The sequence below is a fragment of the Fontibacillus forbon genome, from assembly GCF_046559655.1.
In the GTDB taxonomy this organism is placed as follows: Bacteria; Bacillota; Bacilli; order Paenibacillales; family Paenibacillaceae; genus Fontibacillus.
The window spans coordinates 303,468-319,913 of the sequence record NZ_JBKGFV010000004.1 but is presented as its reverse complement, the minus strand read 5'-3'; the positions used below and the strand labels follow the sequence as shown (position 1 = coordinate 319,913).

Here is a 16,446-nt window from a genome sequence, read left to right as displayed (position 1 = left end):
TACCGTGATTTATATTGCGGCATAACAGGCTTGAGACGGTTTCTGAACTGGACCTTGGTCGGGCCCGATCCTCGCCAGGAGACGGAAGCGGCATAAATTTGCGGGATTGCAGTATAACATTAAAGAGCCGCAATTCGCGGAAAAAGTCGATTAGGGATGGAAAGGAAGTGCCTGAATGAGTATCCTGGTTTTGCAAGGAAGCGCAAGAGACGAAGGGAATACGGAGCAGCTGAGCAAACTGGTGTTGGAGGGAATTGAACACAAGGAAATTTTATTGCGGGACAAACGTATCCTGCCGATTAATGATCAACGGCATGCGGAGGGTGGATTTGATCCCGTCGATGATGATTACGACGACGTCATTCGCGAAGTGCTGCAGCATGATACGCTCTTGTTTGCGACTCCGGTCTACTGGTACACCATATCGGGAATTATGAAGAACTTCATCGATCGCTGGTCCCAAAGTCTCCGGGATTCCCGGTTCGATTTCAAAACCGAGATGGCGCAAAAAAAAGCGTACGTCCTTGTTGTGGGCGGGGACAATCCCCGGATTAAAGCGATGCCGCTAATTCAGCAACTAAAATACACCTTCGATTTTGTGGGCATGCCGCTCGAAGGTTATATTATCGGTAAAGCAAGCAAGCCGGGGGAGATTTTGAATGATAAACGGGCGATTCAAGAGGCAGGATGGCTTAATGCGGAATTGCAAAAATTAGGGTTGACAGTAATTGGATAACCATATATGATAAAAATCACACTTAACCGATTGGAATAGAATAATATTCTACCGGTCAACCGGAGACTTGTTGCGGCCTGTTCAGGCGGCGGAGGTCTCCGGTTTTTATTTTAATCAGGGAGGTAGGAGAACATGGCAGCAGCTGAAAAAGTAGAATTTGGATGGTTTATTCCGACAACGGGGGATGGCAAGCATATCGGGGTGAAGCCCGAGCGGGAATCTACGCTGGAGTATATGATCCAGGTGGCGCAAACCGCGGAACAGGCAGGATTTGAGTTTGCGCTGATTCCTACAGGCAACAGTTGCATCGATGCCTGGATCGTCGGGTCGGCGCTTGCCGCGCAAACGAAGACGCTGAAGCCGCTTGTAGCCATGCGGCCCGGGTTGATCGCTCCGGTGCTGGCCGCCCGGATGGGGGCTTCCCTGGATGTGATCTCCGGCGGGAGAGCCTTGATTAATGTAGTTACCGGCGGTTACCCGGATGATTTGCGGGTTACGGGAGACCCGCTGTATCACGATCATGACGCCAGGTACGACCGGACGCTTGAGTTTCTGAGCATCGTGAAGCAAGTCTGGACCGAATCGCATGAGTTTTCCGTGGAAGGATTTTTGCGCAGCGGGGGACGCACCGGCGTGCATTTTGACGGGGAGTACTATCAGATTGACGGCGGAGTTTCGAAACCGGCTCCGGTGCAAAAACCTCACCCGCCGCTCTATTTCGGCGGAAGTTCGCCTGCCGGCAAGCGGGTAGCCGCCGAAACGGCGGACGTCTATCTGCTCTGGGCGGAGACGATACCGCAGATCCGGGAGCAGATTGAAGAAGTCGATTCCTATTTGGAGGAATTGCGCATTGCGAAAGGCATTAACCGTACGCTGCGGTACGGTCTCCGTGCGCAGTTGGTCGTGAGGGATACGGAGGAGGAGGCCTGGGCCGCCGCCCGCGAAATCACGAGCCTCGCCGCACCGGAATTGCTGAATGTGATCGATCAGGTTCATGCGAAGACCGATGCTACGAATCAACAGCGTCAGACCGAACTGTGGAAGCAGTCGCAGGATAACGATTACGTAATCGGCCCGAATCTTTGGGCGGGGTTGTCGCGTATTCGCGGAGGCGGAGCGGTTGCGTTCGTGGGAACCCCGGATCAGGTATCGGACCGTCTGCTTGAATTTGTGGACGCGGGAATCAGCACGTTTGTGTTATCCGGATACCCGCACGTCGAGGAGGCGCAAATTGCCGGAGAAAAATTGCTTCCGCTATTCAAAACGAAATGGGAGGCCCGAATCGGGCAAACCGTATAGATAGGACTTAAGAGAGGGAGATGGAGAAATCATGAAAAAGCTGTTGTTGAAAAACGCCGTTGCCTTGCTCGGACTCGCTTTGGTGCTGGCGGGCTGCTCCGCCAAGGCGAGCAACAATTCGGGTCAGGCAGGAGAGGGGGCTTCCGCCGCGGCGGACGGGAAGGCCAAGGATAAGGGAACCGTCGTCGTCAACATAGGGACCCAGGGAATCAGCCTGCTGTCGCTCTCGCATGAAAAAGGGTGGATCGATGAGGCGTTTGCCGCGGCCGGAGCCGAAATCAAGTTTACCGATTTTCCCAGCGGTCCGCCTCACTTTGAGGCCATCGCGGCCGGACATCTGGATTTCGGACTCGTCGGTAACGGTCCGGTAATCGCCGGCCAGGCAGGAGATATCGATTTTAAGGAAATTGCGGTCATCTCCGATGGCAAGCGGGGGGATACCATCCTCGTTCATGAGGGATCGGGAATAAAGGAGGTAGCCGATCTGAAGGGAAAAAAAGTGGCCGTAGCCAAAGGAAGCTCCGCTTATGCCTTCGTATACAGGGCGGCGGTACAGCAGGGCTTAAAGCCTTCGGACATCGAGTTGATCCAGCTCCAGCCGGATGAAGCTCAGCCTGCTTTTCAATCTAAGGCCGTCGACGCCTGGGCCGTTTGGGAGCCCTATGTTACTTTGGCTACCAACCAGGGAGCCGTGGGGATTGCGGACGGGGAAAAGTTGAACCTGGCTAGCCCGAGCTTTGCGATCGTAAGGGGGAAATTTGCCGAGGAGCATCCGGAACTCGTCACCATTTTTTTGAAAGAGTTGGATAAGGTCATTACTTGGAGCAGTGAGCATCCAGAGGAGACCGCGCAATTTTTTACCGAGAAGAAAAAGGTCGATGCCGGCCTGATCCAGCTCCTTTTGGGCAAATCGCGGTATTCCGTGGAACCGGTCAGCGATGCCTACATAAAGGCGCAGCAGGAGACGGCGGATCTGCTGTTTGAAACCGGCGGAATCCGGAAGCAGATTGATGTCAGTAAGGTCGTAGAGAACCGTTTTGTTGAAGAAGCGCTTCAAAATCAGTAATTCTGCGATCCGCATATCGAGGTGATATTCATGTCATTAATCAAAGAGACAACCGTCAAAACCGTCAAAGCACCTTCTTCCGTTCATCGTACCAAAGCAGTGCGACATTCAATAAAAAGTTTCACGCTGAAAATATGGCAGACCGGTTGGGTCCGGGGAAGTCTACTTCCTTTGTTTCTCATCGCGATATGGCAATATGCGAGCTCGGCAGGGTGGATTCCGGGAACGTTGCTTCCATCGCCATATGCCATTGCGGTGCAAGGATATGAGTTGCTCATCACCGGAGAATTACTACGCCATTTGGGGATCAGCGTCGCCCGGGCGGCGTCGGGCTTTCTGGTCGGCGGCTCCATCGGACTTGCGGCCGGCCTCGCGGTAGGATTTCTGCGCCCGGCCGAGCAGGCGCTCGATCCGATGCTGCAAATGCTGCGGACCATCCCGCATCTTGCGATCACACCGCTGTTCATTCTTTGGTTCGGCATTGGCGAGACTTCGAAAATTCTGCTGATCGCGCTGGGTGCTTTTTTTCCGCTATATGTAAACACCTTCCTCGGGATTCGAGGCGTAGACCGGAAATTGGTTGAAGTGGCGAGGGTGCTTGAGTTCAGTCGCTGGCAGCAAATCCGGCTGGTGATCCTGCCGGGCGCTCTGCCGAATGTGCTGCTGGGAGTCCGGTTGTCCCTGGGCGTGTCCTGGCTCGGGCTGGTCGTCGCCGAAATGATGGGTTCCAGTTCCGGGGTCGGCTATCTGATTCAAGACGCGAGACAATTTTCGGTCATCACGATCGTGTTCGTGGGGATTGCCATTTTTGCCGCGGTGGGCAAATTGTCGGATTCCCTGGTCCGGTGGCTGGAGAAACGGCTGCTGAAGTGGCGGGAGAATTTCACGGGATAGTGAGATAATGGAATAATTTTAGCAAAAATGTTACAGGGAAATAGGGACCCGGGGCAAATGCCTCGGGTTTCTTTTTGCCGAAGCGTGATGTTCGCATCATTTATCTTTTTATATTGCATTAACATAGCAGGATTATACTAGAGAGATGGATAATACTTAAAATTGAAGAATAAAATTGACTTATCATCCAAGGAGGACCTTCCATTGCCTAAACTCATTAATTTTGCGCACCGCGGAGCGGCCGGACACCGTCCGGAGAATACGATCGCCTCATTTGCCTATGCCCTGGAGCTTGGAGCTACCGGGATTGAAACCGATGTACAGATGACTAAAGACGGGCACCTGGTGCTGATCCATGACGAAACCTTGCAACGGACGGCGGGAAATCCGAGCTGGGTTAAGGATTTGACGCTGGAGGAAGTACGCTCACAAGAAGCCGGATCCTGGTACCATGAGGATTATAGAGGGGAAAAGATCCCGACGCTGGATGAGTTGTTGGAGCTCGTAAAGGACACGGATACCATCGTTAATCTTGAGCTGAAAAACGGTTTCGTACAGTACCCTGAACTGGAACGCAAGGTCATCGAAACGGTAAGAGCATTTGGATTGGCGGAGCGCACAATTATTTCTAGCTTCAATCATTATTCTCTGGTGGATTGCAAAAAGATTGCACCGGAAATCCGGACCGGTATTCTGTATGGGGAAGGCTTGTATGAGCCATGGGAATATGCGAAGAACATTGGCGCAGAAGCGCTGCACGCTTTCCATTATGCAGTCCGGCCTGAGTTTGTTGCCGCTGCCGCCGGGCAGGGGGTAGTTTATAATCCCTTTACTGTAAATGAAAAACACGAGATGGCAGGGTTGATCAAGGCGGGGGTAGCCGGCATCATTACCGATTACCCTGACCGGTTGGCCGAACTGCTGTCCGATCAAGGAGCGTGACCGGATGAAAAAAACATGGCTGCTGGGACTCGGTTTTTTCAGCATCAGTTTGACCTGGGCGTTGTATAACGCCTTTGTACCGCTATTTTTGGACAATTATCTGAAAAGCGCGGCATTGATCGGGTTCATGATGACGATCGATAACTATTTCGCGATGTTTCTGCAGCCATGGATCGGTCACCGCAGCGATAAAACGACTACGAAGTATGGCAGACGGATGCCGTATCTGCTCATCGGGATGCCACTGGGGGCCGTATTTGCCGCGTTGATTCCTTTACATACGGGATTAATAACCCTGGTATTGTTCATGATGTTAATGAACTTGTCCATGAGTTTGTTCCGGGCACCGACGGTGGCGCTAATGCCGGACATCACTCCGGAAAAGGATCGGACGAGAGCCAACGGGATTATCAATTTCATGGGCGGGATCGGTTCGGTGTTGGCTTTTGGCATCGGTTCGATGCTATACGGAATAGGTTCTTTCGTGCCGTTTTTGTTTGCCGGCATTGTGATGCTGGGCTCGATGTTTATTCTAAAAAAGGTAATTAAAGAACCGATCCTTCTGGAAAGCCACCCCGACGCCAAGCCGAGCGGGCCGCAGGTAGGGATCAAGGACCAGCTCGACAGAACGACATTGTTCATTTTGGGCGCGATTTTCTTCTGGTTCGTAGCCTATCAAGGCGTCGAGGCGCTGTTCACCCTATATGGTACGAAGCATGTCGGGATGAGCGACGGGGAGGCTTCGTTCTCGCTGACCTTCTTCTCGTTGGCGTTTCTCCTGTTCGCGCTTCCGAGCGGATGGCTGGGAGCCAAATTCGGCAAGAAAAAAATCATTATGATCGGCGTAATGGGCTTGTTCCTTGTCTTCGGATCCGTGGTTTTCGTAGATTCCGTGTTTTTGCTCAGGCTGGTGCTAATCATCGGCGGTATTTTCTGGGCCTGCATCAACATCAATTCTTATCCGTGGGTCATTTCGACCGGACGGGAAGAGAGCATCGGTACGCGGACAGGGATTTACTATTTCGTTTCTTCGCTTGCCGCGATCGTGTCTCCGCCGCTCCTCGGCTGGATCATCGACGTATTCGGCTACCCGGCACTGTTCATCAGTGCCTCCGTAGGGCTGCTCCTGGCTCTGGGTTGTCTGTTTGGGGCTTCCTCGGAAGAGAGACCCGCAGGGAAAGGACCTTTGGACAGGACGCCGGTAACCGTGGAGTAGTGAGTAGTGCCTGTAAGGGATAAAAAGGTAGAAAACCTCCGAAAACGGGCGGATAGAATCGCCTGTTTTCGGAGGTTTTTGGTTTGGGTCGGGCTGCCCGGTTAGACCGGGCGAGCAAATGAAAAATAACTGGATTTTCTCCAGTTATTTTTCCGGGAAATTGCTTTTCAAATGAATTAGATGGAAAACCTCCATCTAATTTTACCCATATTGCCGGATCCTGCTTTATTACACCGGATTAACTGTAGTTTTTCCAGTTAATTTCGATCATCCGGCAGATTGATACAAATTAACTGTAGTTTTTCCAGTTAATTTGCAGGCAGGAGGAAGGCTCGTTCGAAGAACGGGAGCTTTCCGCTTAGGAAGTTTTTTTGCGGGAGCGCAGTGCGGCCCAAAGCGCCGCGAGGGAGACGAGCAGCGCGGCGACCGACAGCACCAACGTTGCTGTTTCGGTAGCGGAGGCGCCGCTCTGCTCCGCTACGCCTGCAGGCTCGCTCGTCGCCGCCGCGTTCTCCGCGCCGCTGCCAGACGCGGCACCATTCGCGCCAGCGCCATTACCCGCGCCGCTGTCAGCAGTGCCGCTATCCGCACCCGCATCGGCACCAGCCTCAGTACCGGCGCCATTCGCGGCGCCGGCGTTGTCATGCCCATGATCGGCATGGCCGCTATTCGAGCCATTCGACGAACCGGCATCCGCATCCGCAGTGACCTTCGTGATCGAGTGCGGCGTGTCGGCACCTTCTTCACCGCTCCATTCCACGATCGAACCGTCGCTGTAATACTGGAATGCATCCCAAGCCAGGGAGGCATCAGCGGCCGGATTTTTGCCGACAAAGTCAAATTGTTGAAACTCGCCGGGACCGATTCCCTCATCTTCAGCGGACCAGGTTACTACGGTTACCTTTCCGGATTCGTTCTTGGTAAGCTCAACCTTCCAATCGGGGACGGGCCGATACTGCTTAAAATCTAAACCTTCGGGTATTTTAAGCGATACCTTCACGGTTGGAATGTCTTTTTCCACCGGAATTTTGATAGTGTAGGTTTCCCAAGCCCCTGGTGCGGATACATCGGGTTTTACGGTAACATGGGCGCTTGCCAACCCGGAAAACAGCAGCAAGCCTGCTGCAACAGCCGAACATAGCGTAACAGCGCGGGATATAAGCTTTTTCATAAATTTTCCCCTTTCTAATGCCGGAATGATTTCTCGTTATGAAGAATTGTCCACTTGCAGCGTAAAATCATGGTCGATCGTGTCCAAGGTTTTTAACAGAATATGGACGTTTATGTTCCAACTGCCCCCCATGGTAATGATGCTCTCACCGCTTTCCTGGCTTCCGCCAGGCATCACTACCTCAATAACCCCCATATCCATTTCGTTGGATGTCAGGCGCAAGGTGACTTGTTCGATATCTTCAACAGGTGTTCCGGCCGGATCTTTCACGTCGATCGCAAATTGATTTTTGCCGATCCTATTGGGCGTGATGTTCAAGATAATCCGGTATCCTTGGACCGAAGCCTCAAGGTGTCCCGTGGCTTGATCTGACTTAGCGCCTTCACCGGTGGAAGCCGGAGGCAGGTTTGCAAGTAATGCGGCAAGTGCCAGTACGACTAGGCCCAGGACGAACTCGGTCCATACGCCGCGGCCCAGAGGGCGGTTGCGTCTTCTGCCGCGAATAAAGCCAGACAAGGCCAAGCCGAGCATGACCAGGAACAAGACCATTTTTGCGACCAGCGCCAGACCATAGCCGGTATGAAAAAGAGTATACAGCGACGGAATATGGAGCAGGGCGCCGTAGGAGCCGGAAAACAGCAGAACGGCGACGCATCCGGCAGCCATTGCCGAGAAACGGTTGACCGTTTCCCAGTATACGGTTGTGCGGGTGTCCGGCGGCGAATCGCTATCCGTGCCGATTTCCGCCGCAGCTTGCAGCGAGACGTCTGACGACAAGTCGCCAGGCATACGTTTTTTTACAGCATCCGGCAGCAAAAAGGCAATCGCCAACAGGCCGCCTAGCCAAAGGGATGATGAAGACAAGTGCAAATAATCCGCGGCTATGGCTAGGGTCTTTCCTTCCGCAGCGGCCGCATGGCCGATGAATGCTTTGGAGAGAAAGAGTCCCTGGCTGAAAAGAAAGGCGGCTCCGGCAACAACACGGCTGCCTAGACCATGAAGCGGGCGGCGAGCTTGACTGCTGCGGATTAAGAGCAGCGTTGTCCCGGCTAGCAACAGCAGTAGTAACATCTGAATGAACCAGACGGTACCGAAACTGGTCTGCTCCAGGGTTGTTTGTAACAGCTTCAAATCCCAGACGCTTGTCCATGAACTGCCTGCAATGCTGACGACTTGCTGGGGCAGGCTAACAATGATGCCTGCAGCAGTAACCGCAAGGCCGACGAGAAGGACAAATTTGCTGCGTGGCGTGGCTGATTGCCCCACAATTCGCGCTCTTCGCGGCAGTAAAACAAAATGATAGAGTAGGGTTCCGGAATACATGACCATTCCCGCATACCAGAGCCAACGGATAACCAGCAGGTCCCCGCTGGGCCCGCCAGGGGTATCATCACATTCACCCGAGGTGCTCTGAGGACCGGCGCTTGCATCAGGTTGGCCAACTTGGAAAAGAATAGTTCCCGTAACCGGATGTCCGTCACTGGAAACGACTTTCCACTTGATGGTATAGGCCCCGTCAGCCAACTGCGGGGTCAGACCTGCGACAAGTCTGTCGGGATGCTGCGGATCGATAGCGGCATTATCTTGATCTACCCGTTCTCCAGTAGGGCTGAGCACATCCAGTGAGAAAAAGGCAGGCTCAATCGACTCATCAAACTGAATGAAGATCGAAGCGGGCGATTCTGCCAATACTTCGTTGGATGAGGGAGATGACGATACGACATGTGCGTGAGCGGCAACGGATGACGGCGCCACAGCAAACCAACATCCCAAGAAGAGCATCAACATCAAGAATATTTTTCTAATTTTCGAAAAAATCAAGAGCACCACCTATAAATGCAATGACTTATTTAACATTTTGATACCATTTTACAATTATTATTTCCGGTTGAGTATAGCTAAAACTTCCAATCCAATCCAATAATGACGCTCAATATGTCTAAAATGTGTCTATTAGCCCTTTATTGTACTGTGAATAAAAGGAATAATTCTTCACCCCTTGTGTTAGATATTTAAAAATCCGCTGGAGTGCGTTAAAATGGTAAACATATTTACATTTGAAGGAGGAAACGTTAGTGGCATCGAACATCAAGGTGGGTATAGTAGGATATGGAAATTTGGGTCGCGGTGTAGAAAAGGCGATCAAACAAAACCCCGACATGGAACTCAGCGCGATCTTTTCAAGAAGACAACCCAATGATGTTGCGGCGGCAAACGGCGTCGTACACATTTCCGAGGTGGAGAAGTACAAAGGCGAGATCGATGTATTGATCCTTTGCGGCGGCTCGGCCACAGACCTTCCTGAACAAGGACCTGAACTTGCGGCTTTGTTCAACACGGTGGACAGTTTCGATACCCATGCGAAAATCCCCGACTATTTTGAGCAAGTCAACGCGGCAGCGGTTAAAGGCGGAAATGTCAGCGTGATTTCGACCGGTTGGGATCCGGGCTTGTTTTCTCTGAACCGCTTGCTGGCCGAAGCCGTTTTACCGGAGGGGAAAGAGTATACTTTCTGGGGCAAAGGCGTGAGCCAAGGGCATTCTGATGCCATTCGTCGCGTACAGGGCGTGAAGAACGGAGTTCAATATACAATCCCGATCGAATCTGCTGTGGATCGTGTCCGTAGCGGTGAGAATCCGGAGTTGTCGACCAAGGAGAAGCACCTGCGCGAGTGTTATGTCGTAGCTGAAGAAGGAGCGGATTTGGCGAAGATCGAACGGGAAATTAAAGAAATGCCAAATTACTTTGCGGATTATTTGACGACCGTAAACTTTATCAGCGAAGAGGAGCTTAAGCAAAACCACTCCACCATGCCACACGGCGGTACCGTTCTCCGCAGCGGACGTACCGGGGAGAACAGCACGCAAATCATTGAATTCGGGCTCAAGCTGGACAGCAATCCTGAATTTACGGCAAGTGTACTCATTGCCTATGCACGTGCAGTGTACAAGCTCTCCAAACAAGGACAATCGGGAGCGAAAACCGTGTTCGATATTCCTTTCGGGCTCCTGTCTCCGAAAACGCCGGAACAACTTCGCAAAGAACTGCTATAGTTTAACATCTAAATTAACTGGTTAATTCAGTATTACAAGGGCTGCCTAGGTCATTAAGCCGGGTGGCTCTTTTTTTATTATCACGAACATTTATACGTCTACCATTCGAAATTTATGAACAAGTAAGTGATTTATATCACGTAGATTCATTTTATATATGACAATTTTGCGAACTCAAGCCCTTGGGCGATGCAATGTGAACAATTATCAAAATCGCCGAATTTGACGTAATTTGAACTTAAACGACCTTAAATCGGAATTGGGTGAAGAGAAGAGTGAAAAGGACAAGGGGTTAAATGTAAAAATATTGCAAATATACCTATCTCTATGAATTGTCATTATTTCGCAGCTTCCCTAACATAAAACTTAACTGATATATAAGAATTCATCTCGCTCATCGTGATGAGGTTCGCAATTTAGAAAGGGGTATCGGAATCCTATGAAAAGGAAGGGATTGCTGTTAGCTGTTTTTTCAGCGTTTCTTGTCCTCCTGACCGGATGCAACAATTTAGCCGTACTTAACCCGAAAGGTCCGGTGGCCAAGACGCAATCTAATGTCATTATCTTCTCGATCCTGGTAATGGCTCTAGTTTTGCTGGTTGTCTATATTCTGTACGTTTACATGCTTACCAAATACCGCGCTTCCAAAGCCGCTCCCGACTATGAGCCGCCTCATGTGGAGGGGAATAAATGGCTGGAAATCACCTGGATTGCAATTCCGGTCATTATTGTAGCGATTTTGTCGGTCGTTACGGTTCGGAGTACTTCCGCCGTAGAGAAGGTGCCTGAAGGCTACGAAGATCAAAAACCGCTCGTAATTTACGCGGCGTCTTCCAACTGGAAGTGGCACTTCAGTTATCCGGAGGAAGGGATTGAGACGGTCAACTACGTCAACTTCCCGACAAACCGTCCGGTTGAGTTCAGATTGTACGCCTATGGGCCGATCACAAGCTTCTGGATCCCGCAGCTTGGCGGACAGAAGTATGCGATGAGCGATATGGTCAACAAGCTTAACCTTGTGGCCGAGCACGCAGGATCTTACATGGGCAAAAACTCCAACTTCTCGGGCGAAGGCTTCGCTCACATGGAGTTTGAGGCACTGGCCATGACGCCTCAGGAATACGAAGAATGGCTTGAAGAAGTAAAAACGACGGCTCCGGAACTGACGGAGCAGGAATTCGATGCTTTACTTAAAGAAAGCCATGTCGGCAGAAAAACATATTCTTCTACGCATCTGACTTTCAGACCGGCTCCAGAGGGTGAAAATGGCGGCCACAACCATGGGGGTTCGGAAGGCACGAATATGGATTCGGAGTCCGGAGAAATGGATCATTCCGAGATGGACCACTCCGAAATGGATATGGAACAAACGGGTACAGACAACGCCGGAGCGGCGGATCACGGCTCGCACGGCAATTAATAGAACGGAAGGGAGTTAGCTAGACATGAAATGGGACGAATTTTTCGTCACTGGCGAGCCGATGATTTATGGCGCGATGGTCAGCATCGTCGTTGCATCGTTAGCGATTCTTATCGGCCTGACCTATTTTAAAAAATGGGGCTACTTATGGCGCGAATGGTTGACTACCGTCGATCATAAGCGGATCGGGATCATGTATATTATCTCTGCGCTGCTCATGTTGTTCCGCGGCGGCGTTGACGCGCTTTTGATGCGGGGACAGCTGGCTATGCCGGACAACGGGCTGCTCGACGGGCAGCATTATAACGAAATTTTTACGACCCACGGGGTCATCATGATTTTATTCATGGCCATGCCGTTTATTATCGGCTTGATGAACGTCGTAGTGCCGCTGCAAATCGGGGCTCGCGACGTGGCATTTCCTCGGCTCAATGCGGTCAGCTTCTGGCTGTTCTTTGCCGGAGCGATGCTGTTCAATATCTCCTTCGTCATCGGCGGATCGCCGGATGCGGGTTGGACGGCATACTTCCCGTTGGCAAGTTTGGAGTTCAGCCCGACGGTAGGGAATAACTACTATTCGATCGCGATTCAGATTGCGGGTATCGGTACGCTGATGACAGGCGTCAACTTTATCGCTACGATTCTGAAAATGCGTGCGAAAGGCATGACCCTGATGAAGATGCCGATGTTTACGTGGTCGGTACTCATTACTTGCGTCATTATTCTGTTCGCCTTCCCGGTATTGACCGTGGCGCTGGCATTAATGATGTTCGACCGCTTATTCGGATCGCAGTTCTTTACGATGGCCAATGGCGGGATGGATATGCTTTGGGCCAACCTGTTCTGGGTTTGGGGGCATCCTGAGGTTTATATCGTTATCTTGCCTGCGTTTGGTATTTACAGTGAAATTATTTCCACATTCTCTCGGAAAAATTTGTATGGCTATAAATCCATGGTTTGGAGTATGGTCGTCATTTCGCTGCTGTCCTTCCTTGTATGGGCTCACCACTTCTACACGATGGGCCACGGCGTGATGGTCAACGGCGTCTTCTCGATCACCACGATGGCGATTGCGATACCGACCGGGGTTAAAATATTCAACTGGCTCTTTACGATGCAGAAAGGCCGAATCGAGTTCACCACACCGATGCTGTACTCGCTCGCCTTTATCCCGATCTTCACGATCGGCGGCGTGACCGGCGTTATGCTTGCGATGGCGAGCGCCGATTATCAATACCATAACACGATGTTCCTGGTGGCCCATTTCCACTACGTGCTTATTCCGGGTACCGTGTTCGCCGTCATTGCCGGATTCTATTACTGGTTCCCGAAATTGTTCGGGTTCCGGCTCAATGAACGCCAGGGGAAACGTGCTTTCTGGTGGATCATTATCAGCTTCAATGTCACCTTCTTCCCGCTGTTCTTCCTTGGACTTAAAGGGATGACGCGCCGGATGTACACTTACTCGGAAAGTACGGGCTTCGGTCCGCTGAATTTACTTGCTTCGATCGGCTCTGTCGGTCTTGCCATCGGCTTTATTCTCTTGGTCTATAATATCTACTGGAGCTTCCGTTATGCTCCGAGAGATAAGACGGGTGACCCTTGGAATGCGCGGACGCTCGAGTGGAGTACGCACAGCCCGATTCCGGAGTATAACTTCGCGATCGAACCGACAGTTAAGGGGCTGGATCCGTTCTGGGAAGCCAAAAAAGGCGGACATCAGCTCTACAAAGGTGAATATGAAGAAATTCATATGCCGAATAACAGCGGACAGCCATTTATTTTGGGAATCATTTTCTTCTTCTTCGGATTCTTCATGGTGTTCAGCTGGTGGGTTCCGGCGATCGTCGCCGGCATCGGCGTAGTGGTTATGCTGGCGGTGCGTTCGTTTGAACGCGACCATGGGCGGCATATCCCGGTAAAAGAAATTCTGGAGACGGAATCAAGATTGCGGGGTGAACAGGCGTGAAAATAGATCATACGTTACCGCTGGAGTATCGTTCCGAAGAAAACAGCAACCGTATTTTCGGATTCTGGCTGTTCCTCGGAGCTGAAATTGTTCTGTTCTCGACTTTGTTTGCCGTCTACTTTACTCTTTGGAATCGTACAGGCAACGGACCGTCGGGGCATGAGATTTTCGAAATCGGACCGGTCATGATCGAAACGTTCCTGCTGCTTACAAGCAGCTTTACGATCGGCCTGGTTATCAACAGTATGCGGCAGGGCTTGAAAAAGCCGGCGATGGTGTTCTTTTTCATCACGTTGCTGCTAGGCGCCGGGTTCCTCGGGGTCGAAATCATGGAGTTTGTAACTTATGTAAATGAAGGTGCGACGCTGCAAACGAGCGCGTTCCTGTCCAGCCTGTTCGTCCTGCTCGGGACGCACGGCGCCCACGTAACGTTGGGTCTGCTGTGGGGCATCGGACTGATGATTCAGATCGGGCGTGAAGGCTTCACGCTCGATACGGCGAACAAGTCGTTTATTTTCTCGCTGTATTGGCACTTCCTGGACGTAGTCTGGATTTTCATCTTCAGCTTCGTCTATTTGAAAGGACTGATGTGACATGAAAAAACTATTCCCTGTTAAACACGTCATGGGATATTTGTTCTCATTGATCCTGTCCATTGTTGCCTTGTCCGTTGTTTTCTTCGACTTGTCTCTGGCTGTCGGAATGACCATTCTTCTCGTATGTGCGGTCATCCAAATGGGTGTTCAGCTCATCCTGTTTATGCACATCGGTGAAGATGGCTCCAAAAAGGAGTTGTATACGAATATTGCCTACGCTTTGTTTGTGGGCCTGGTCACCATATTCGGTACGCTGTTCACGATGATTTGGGGATATAAGTAAGAGAGGGCGGTTCGCGAGTCGCCCTTCGTCTGATTCATTCTTCCGATCGCTGTCGTTCGCGGATTTCCTTATTGTATAGAACCATATGGTAGAAATCCGCTCACAAAGGCGAACGCTGACGCTTCTCCAGAACGAATTCAGTCTGCGTGCGACTCGGTCACCGCGTGAAGGAAGTAGGAATTATATGAAAGCCGTAGCACCTTATTAAAGGGGGCTGCGGCTTTTTTTTGCGTAATTTTACTTGGTGAGTAAGGGGCTTAGATATTCCGCAATTCGCTGGAAGGTGTCGTCGGCTCGTTGGTTCACGTAGTCTCTGGCCTTGCCGTAATGCGGGTCGTTCGAGAAATCTTTGGTTGCAGAGTCAACCAGATGTTCCCGGGCTTGTTGCAGAATTTGCTGCAAATCACTGTCGGGTCCTATATTTTTGAACATTTCTGTGTAGGAACTCACCAACCCGGAGATTTCGGTTTCGGAATAATTTTTTTTGCTGAGCTTTTCGGTAATAGCATAATCCTCAGTCTGTTCTTTGCTTACATTCATGATGTGTACCTTTGAACGGTAACCGTAGAAGTTTTCCTCTAGCGAGTGGTGGTTTACCGCTTTTTTGGCGTTGTGTTCGGTGTATTGGCTTATTAACTCGTCGAAGCCGTTCTTAATATCCCCGGATAAATATTTCTGGCTGAACGCAGCCAGGGCAATCGACGATGCAGCCAGTTCTAAAGGAGCTTCATAAGAATCAAGCTGTGACTTAATACCTCCAAAGAAATTGATTCCCTGCGAAGGGAGCGTATCCAGGCCGTCCGTGATTTTTTGCAATGCCGATTCGATCTCGGTAATTTCTTTCGCGTCATAGGAATCAAAATACTTCGTTTCGGATAAATATTGGCTGAACACCAGCCATTGATCCTTCGGCTTATAAGAGAAAATATCGTTAGGATCGCCGTTCTGCGCATGGATGTCCATTAAGAAAACTTCATCCGTATAATCTTTGAACCGGATCAACTCGTTGGAAAACGTTAATTTGACAGATTGTCCGTTCCTCGAAACTTCAATTTCTTTTCCTGCCATGGAATCGGCATAGGCCTGCCAATCCACGGTATTTTTCATGCGGGCAGAACAAGCGCCTTGATACGAAAGATCAATTTTCATTTTAGACCTCCTGGCAGATATCATTTTATGTAAATTCATTTTAGTAAAAGTGGTTTTTCAAACTTAAAAATAATATCGGTTAAATGAATGGTTAAATTTACCTTTCTTGTTGGGAATTTGATAGCTAAGTGGTGAACGATTACTTTAAAGTGAATATATCCGGGGACCAAGAGCGAATGATAAGCAAAATGATCATTTTTCAAAAAGGTCTTTACATACCCCTTGGGGGTATAATATAATGAGGATGCAAAGGACAACAAAACGCCGGCCTTTTGCAGGCAGGCGGGAGGAGGTGGATCATGGCAGCTGAACTTGAGCCGACGAAGACAACTCACGAAGCGGCGGAGTCATGCTGCGAGAGCGAGGGCCACGGAAGACATAGCCATCACTCGGCAGCGGTCAAGAGCAATCTGACAAGCCGGCTTAACCGGATCGAGGGTCAGATCCGCGGGATCAAGGGAATGATCGAGAAAGATACTTACTGCGACGATGTCCTGAATCAGATTGCGGCGGTTCAATCCGCATTGAATAGCGTAGGCAAGCTGCTTTTGGAAGGGCATATGAAGAGTTGCGTCATTGAACGCATTCAGGCAGGCGAGATGGAAGTCGTCGACGAACTGCTGATTACGGTTAATAAATTAATGAAATAATA

Annotated in this window: 15 protein-coding genes; 12 read left to right on the top strand and 3 right to left on the bottom strand. The window is 50.6% G+C overall.

The genetic code is table 11. The features are described 5' to 3' along the window. Positions 1-175: 175 nt before the first annotated feature. From ACLB09_RS17255 to ACLB09_RS17230, 6 genes are all read left to right on the top strand, one after another. Positions 176-736 (top strand): flavodoxin family protein, encoded by a 561-nt coding sequence (locus tag ACLB09_RS17255; RefSeq protein WP_410771097.1) that lies wholly within the window; start codon positions 176-178, stop codon positions 734-736. A gap of 132 nt (positions 737-868) precedes the next feature. Continuing rightward, positions 869-2,035 (top strand): LLM class flavin-dependent oxidoreductase, encoded by a 1,167-nt coding sequence (locus ACLB09_RS17250; protein WP_410771096.1) that lies wholly within the window; start codon positions 869-871, stop codon positions 2,033-2,035. Between the two features lie 31 nt (positions 2,036-2,066). Beyond that, positions 2,067-3,101: an aliphatic sulfonate ABC transporter substrate-binding protein gene (locus tag ACLB09_RS17245; RefSeq protein ID WP_410771095.1), complete on the top strand. Its 1,035-nt coding sequence runs from the start codon at positions 2,067-2,069 to the stop codon at positions 3,099-3,101. A gap of 30 nt (positions 3,102-3,131) precedes the next feature. After that, on the top strand, positions 3,132-3,995 hold the full coding sequence (locus tag ACLB09_RS17240) for an ABC transporter permease (RefSeq protein ID WP_410771094.1): 864 nt from the start codon (positions 3,132-3,134) through the stop codon (positions 3,993-3,995). A gap of 204 nt (positions 3,996-4,199) precedes the next feature. Next, positions 4,200-4,937, top strand: coding sequence for a glycerophosphodiester phosphodiesterase (locus tag ACLB09_RS17235; RefSeq protein ID WP_410771093.1), 738 nt, complete (start codon positions 4,200-4,202; stop codon positions 4,935-4,937). Positions 4,938-4,941: 4 nt separating this feature from the next. Beyond that, positions 4,942-6,153 carry an SLC45 family MFS transporter gene (locus ACLB09_RS17230; RefSeq protein WP_410771092.1) on the top strand — a complete coding sequence of 404 codons (1,212 nt, stop codon included), beginning with the start codon at positions 4,942-4,944 and terminating at the stop codon, positions 6,151-6,153. Between the two features lie 358 nt (positions 6,154-6,511). Here ACLB09_RS17230 and ACLB09_RS17225 read toward each other — a convergent pair whose 3' ends face one another. Both ACLB09_RS17225 and ACLB09_RS17220 read right to left on the bottom strand, forming a co-directional pair. Continuing rightward, complete coding sequence (locus tag ACLB09_RS17225; protein ID WP_410771091.1) at positions 6,512-7,324, bottom strand: YcnI family copper-binding membrane protein; 813 nt, start codon at positions 7,322-7,324, stop codon at positions 6,512-6,514. Between the two features lie 36 nt (positions 7,325-7,360). After that, positions 7,361-9,079 carry a copper resistance CopC/CopD family protein gene (locus tag ACLB09_RS17220; RefSeq protein WP_410771090.1) on the bottom strand — a complete coding sequence of 573 codons (1,719 nt, stop codon included), beginning with the start codon at positions 9,077-9,079 and terminating at the stop codon, positions 7,361-7,363. Positions 9,080-9,399: 320 nt separating this feature from the next. Here ACLB09_RS17220 and ACLB09_RS17215 point away from each other — a divergent pair, with 320 nt between their 5' ends. The 5 genes from ACLB09_RS17215 to qoxD all read left to right on the top strand — a co-directional run bounded on the left by ACLB09_RS17215 (position 9,400) and on the right by qoxD (position 14,645). Further along, on the top strand, positions 9,400-10,377 hold the full coding sequence (locus ACLB09_RS17215) for a diaminopimelate dehydrogenase (protein ID WP_410771089.1): 978 nt from the start codon (positions 9,400-9,402) through the stop codon (positions 10,375-10,377). Between the two features lie 439 nt (positions 10,378-10,816). Continuing rightward, positions 10,817-11,797, top strand: coding sequence for a cytochrome aa3 quinol oxidase subunit II (gene qoxA / locus ACLB09_RS17210; protein WP_410771088.1), 981 nt, complete (start codon positions 10,817-10,819; stop codon positions 11,795-11,797). 25 nt (positions 11,798-11,822) lie between these two features. After that, the gene (gene qoxB, locus ACLB09_RS17205) at positions 11,823-13,766 is read left to right on the top strand and encodes a cytochrome aa3 quinol oxidase subunit I (protein ID WP_410771087.1); all 1,944 of its coding nucleotides are present in this window, start codon (positions 11,823-11,825) and stop codon (positions 13,764-13,766) included. Further along, positions 13,763-14,359, top strand: a complete 597-nt coding sequence (gene qoxC, locus ACLB09_RS17200) for a cytochrome aa3 quinol oxidase subunit III (protein ID WP_410771086.1) — start codon at positions 13,763-13,765, stop codon at positions 14,357-14,359. The genes qoxB and qoxC overlap by 4 nt, the downstream gene beginning before the upstream one ends. A 1-nt stretch (position 14,360) precedes the next feature. After that, complete coding sequence (qoxD, locus tag ACLB09_RS17195) at positions 14,361-14,645, top strand: cytochrome aa3 quinol oxidase subunit IV (RefSeq protein ID WP_410771085.1); 285 nt, start codon at positions 14,361-14,363, stop codon at positions 14,643-14,645. Between the two features lie 237 nt (positions 14,646-14,882). Here qoxD and ACLB09_RS17190 read toward each other — a convergent pair whose 3' ends face one another. Then, the gene (locus ACLB09_RS17190; protein ID WP_410771084.1) at positions 14,883-15,794 is read right to left on the bottom strand and encodes a hypothetical protein; all 912 of its coding nucleotides are present in this window, start codon (positions 15,792-15,794) and stop codon (positions 14,883-14,885) included. Positions 15,795-16,093: 299 nt separating this feature from the next. On the opposite strand from ACLB09_RS17190, the gene ACLB09_RS17185 reads away from it, so the two are divergent. Continuing rightward, entirely contained in the window at positions 16,094-16,444 is a 351-nt protein-coding gene (locus ACLB09_RS17185) for a metal-sensitive transcriptional regulator (RefSeq protein WP_410771083.1), read from the top strand. Positions 16,445-16,446: the final 2 nt, after the last annotated feature.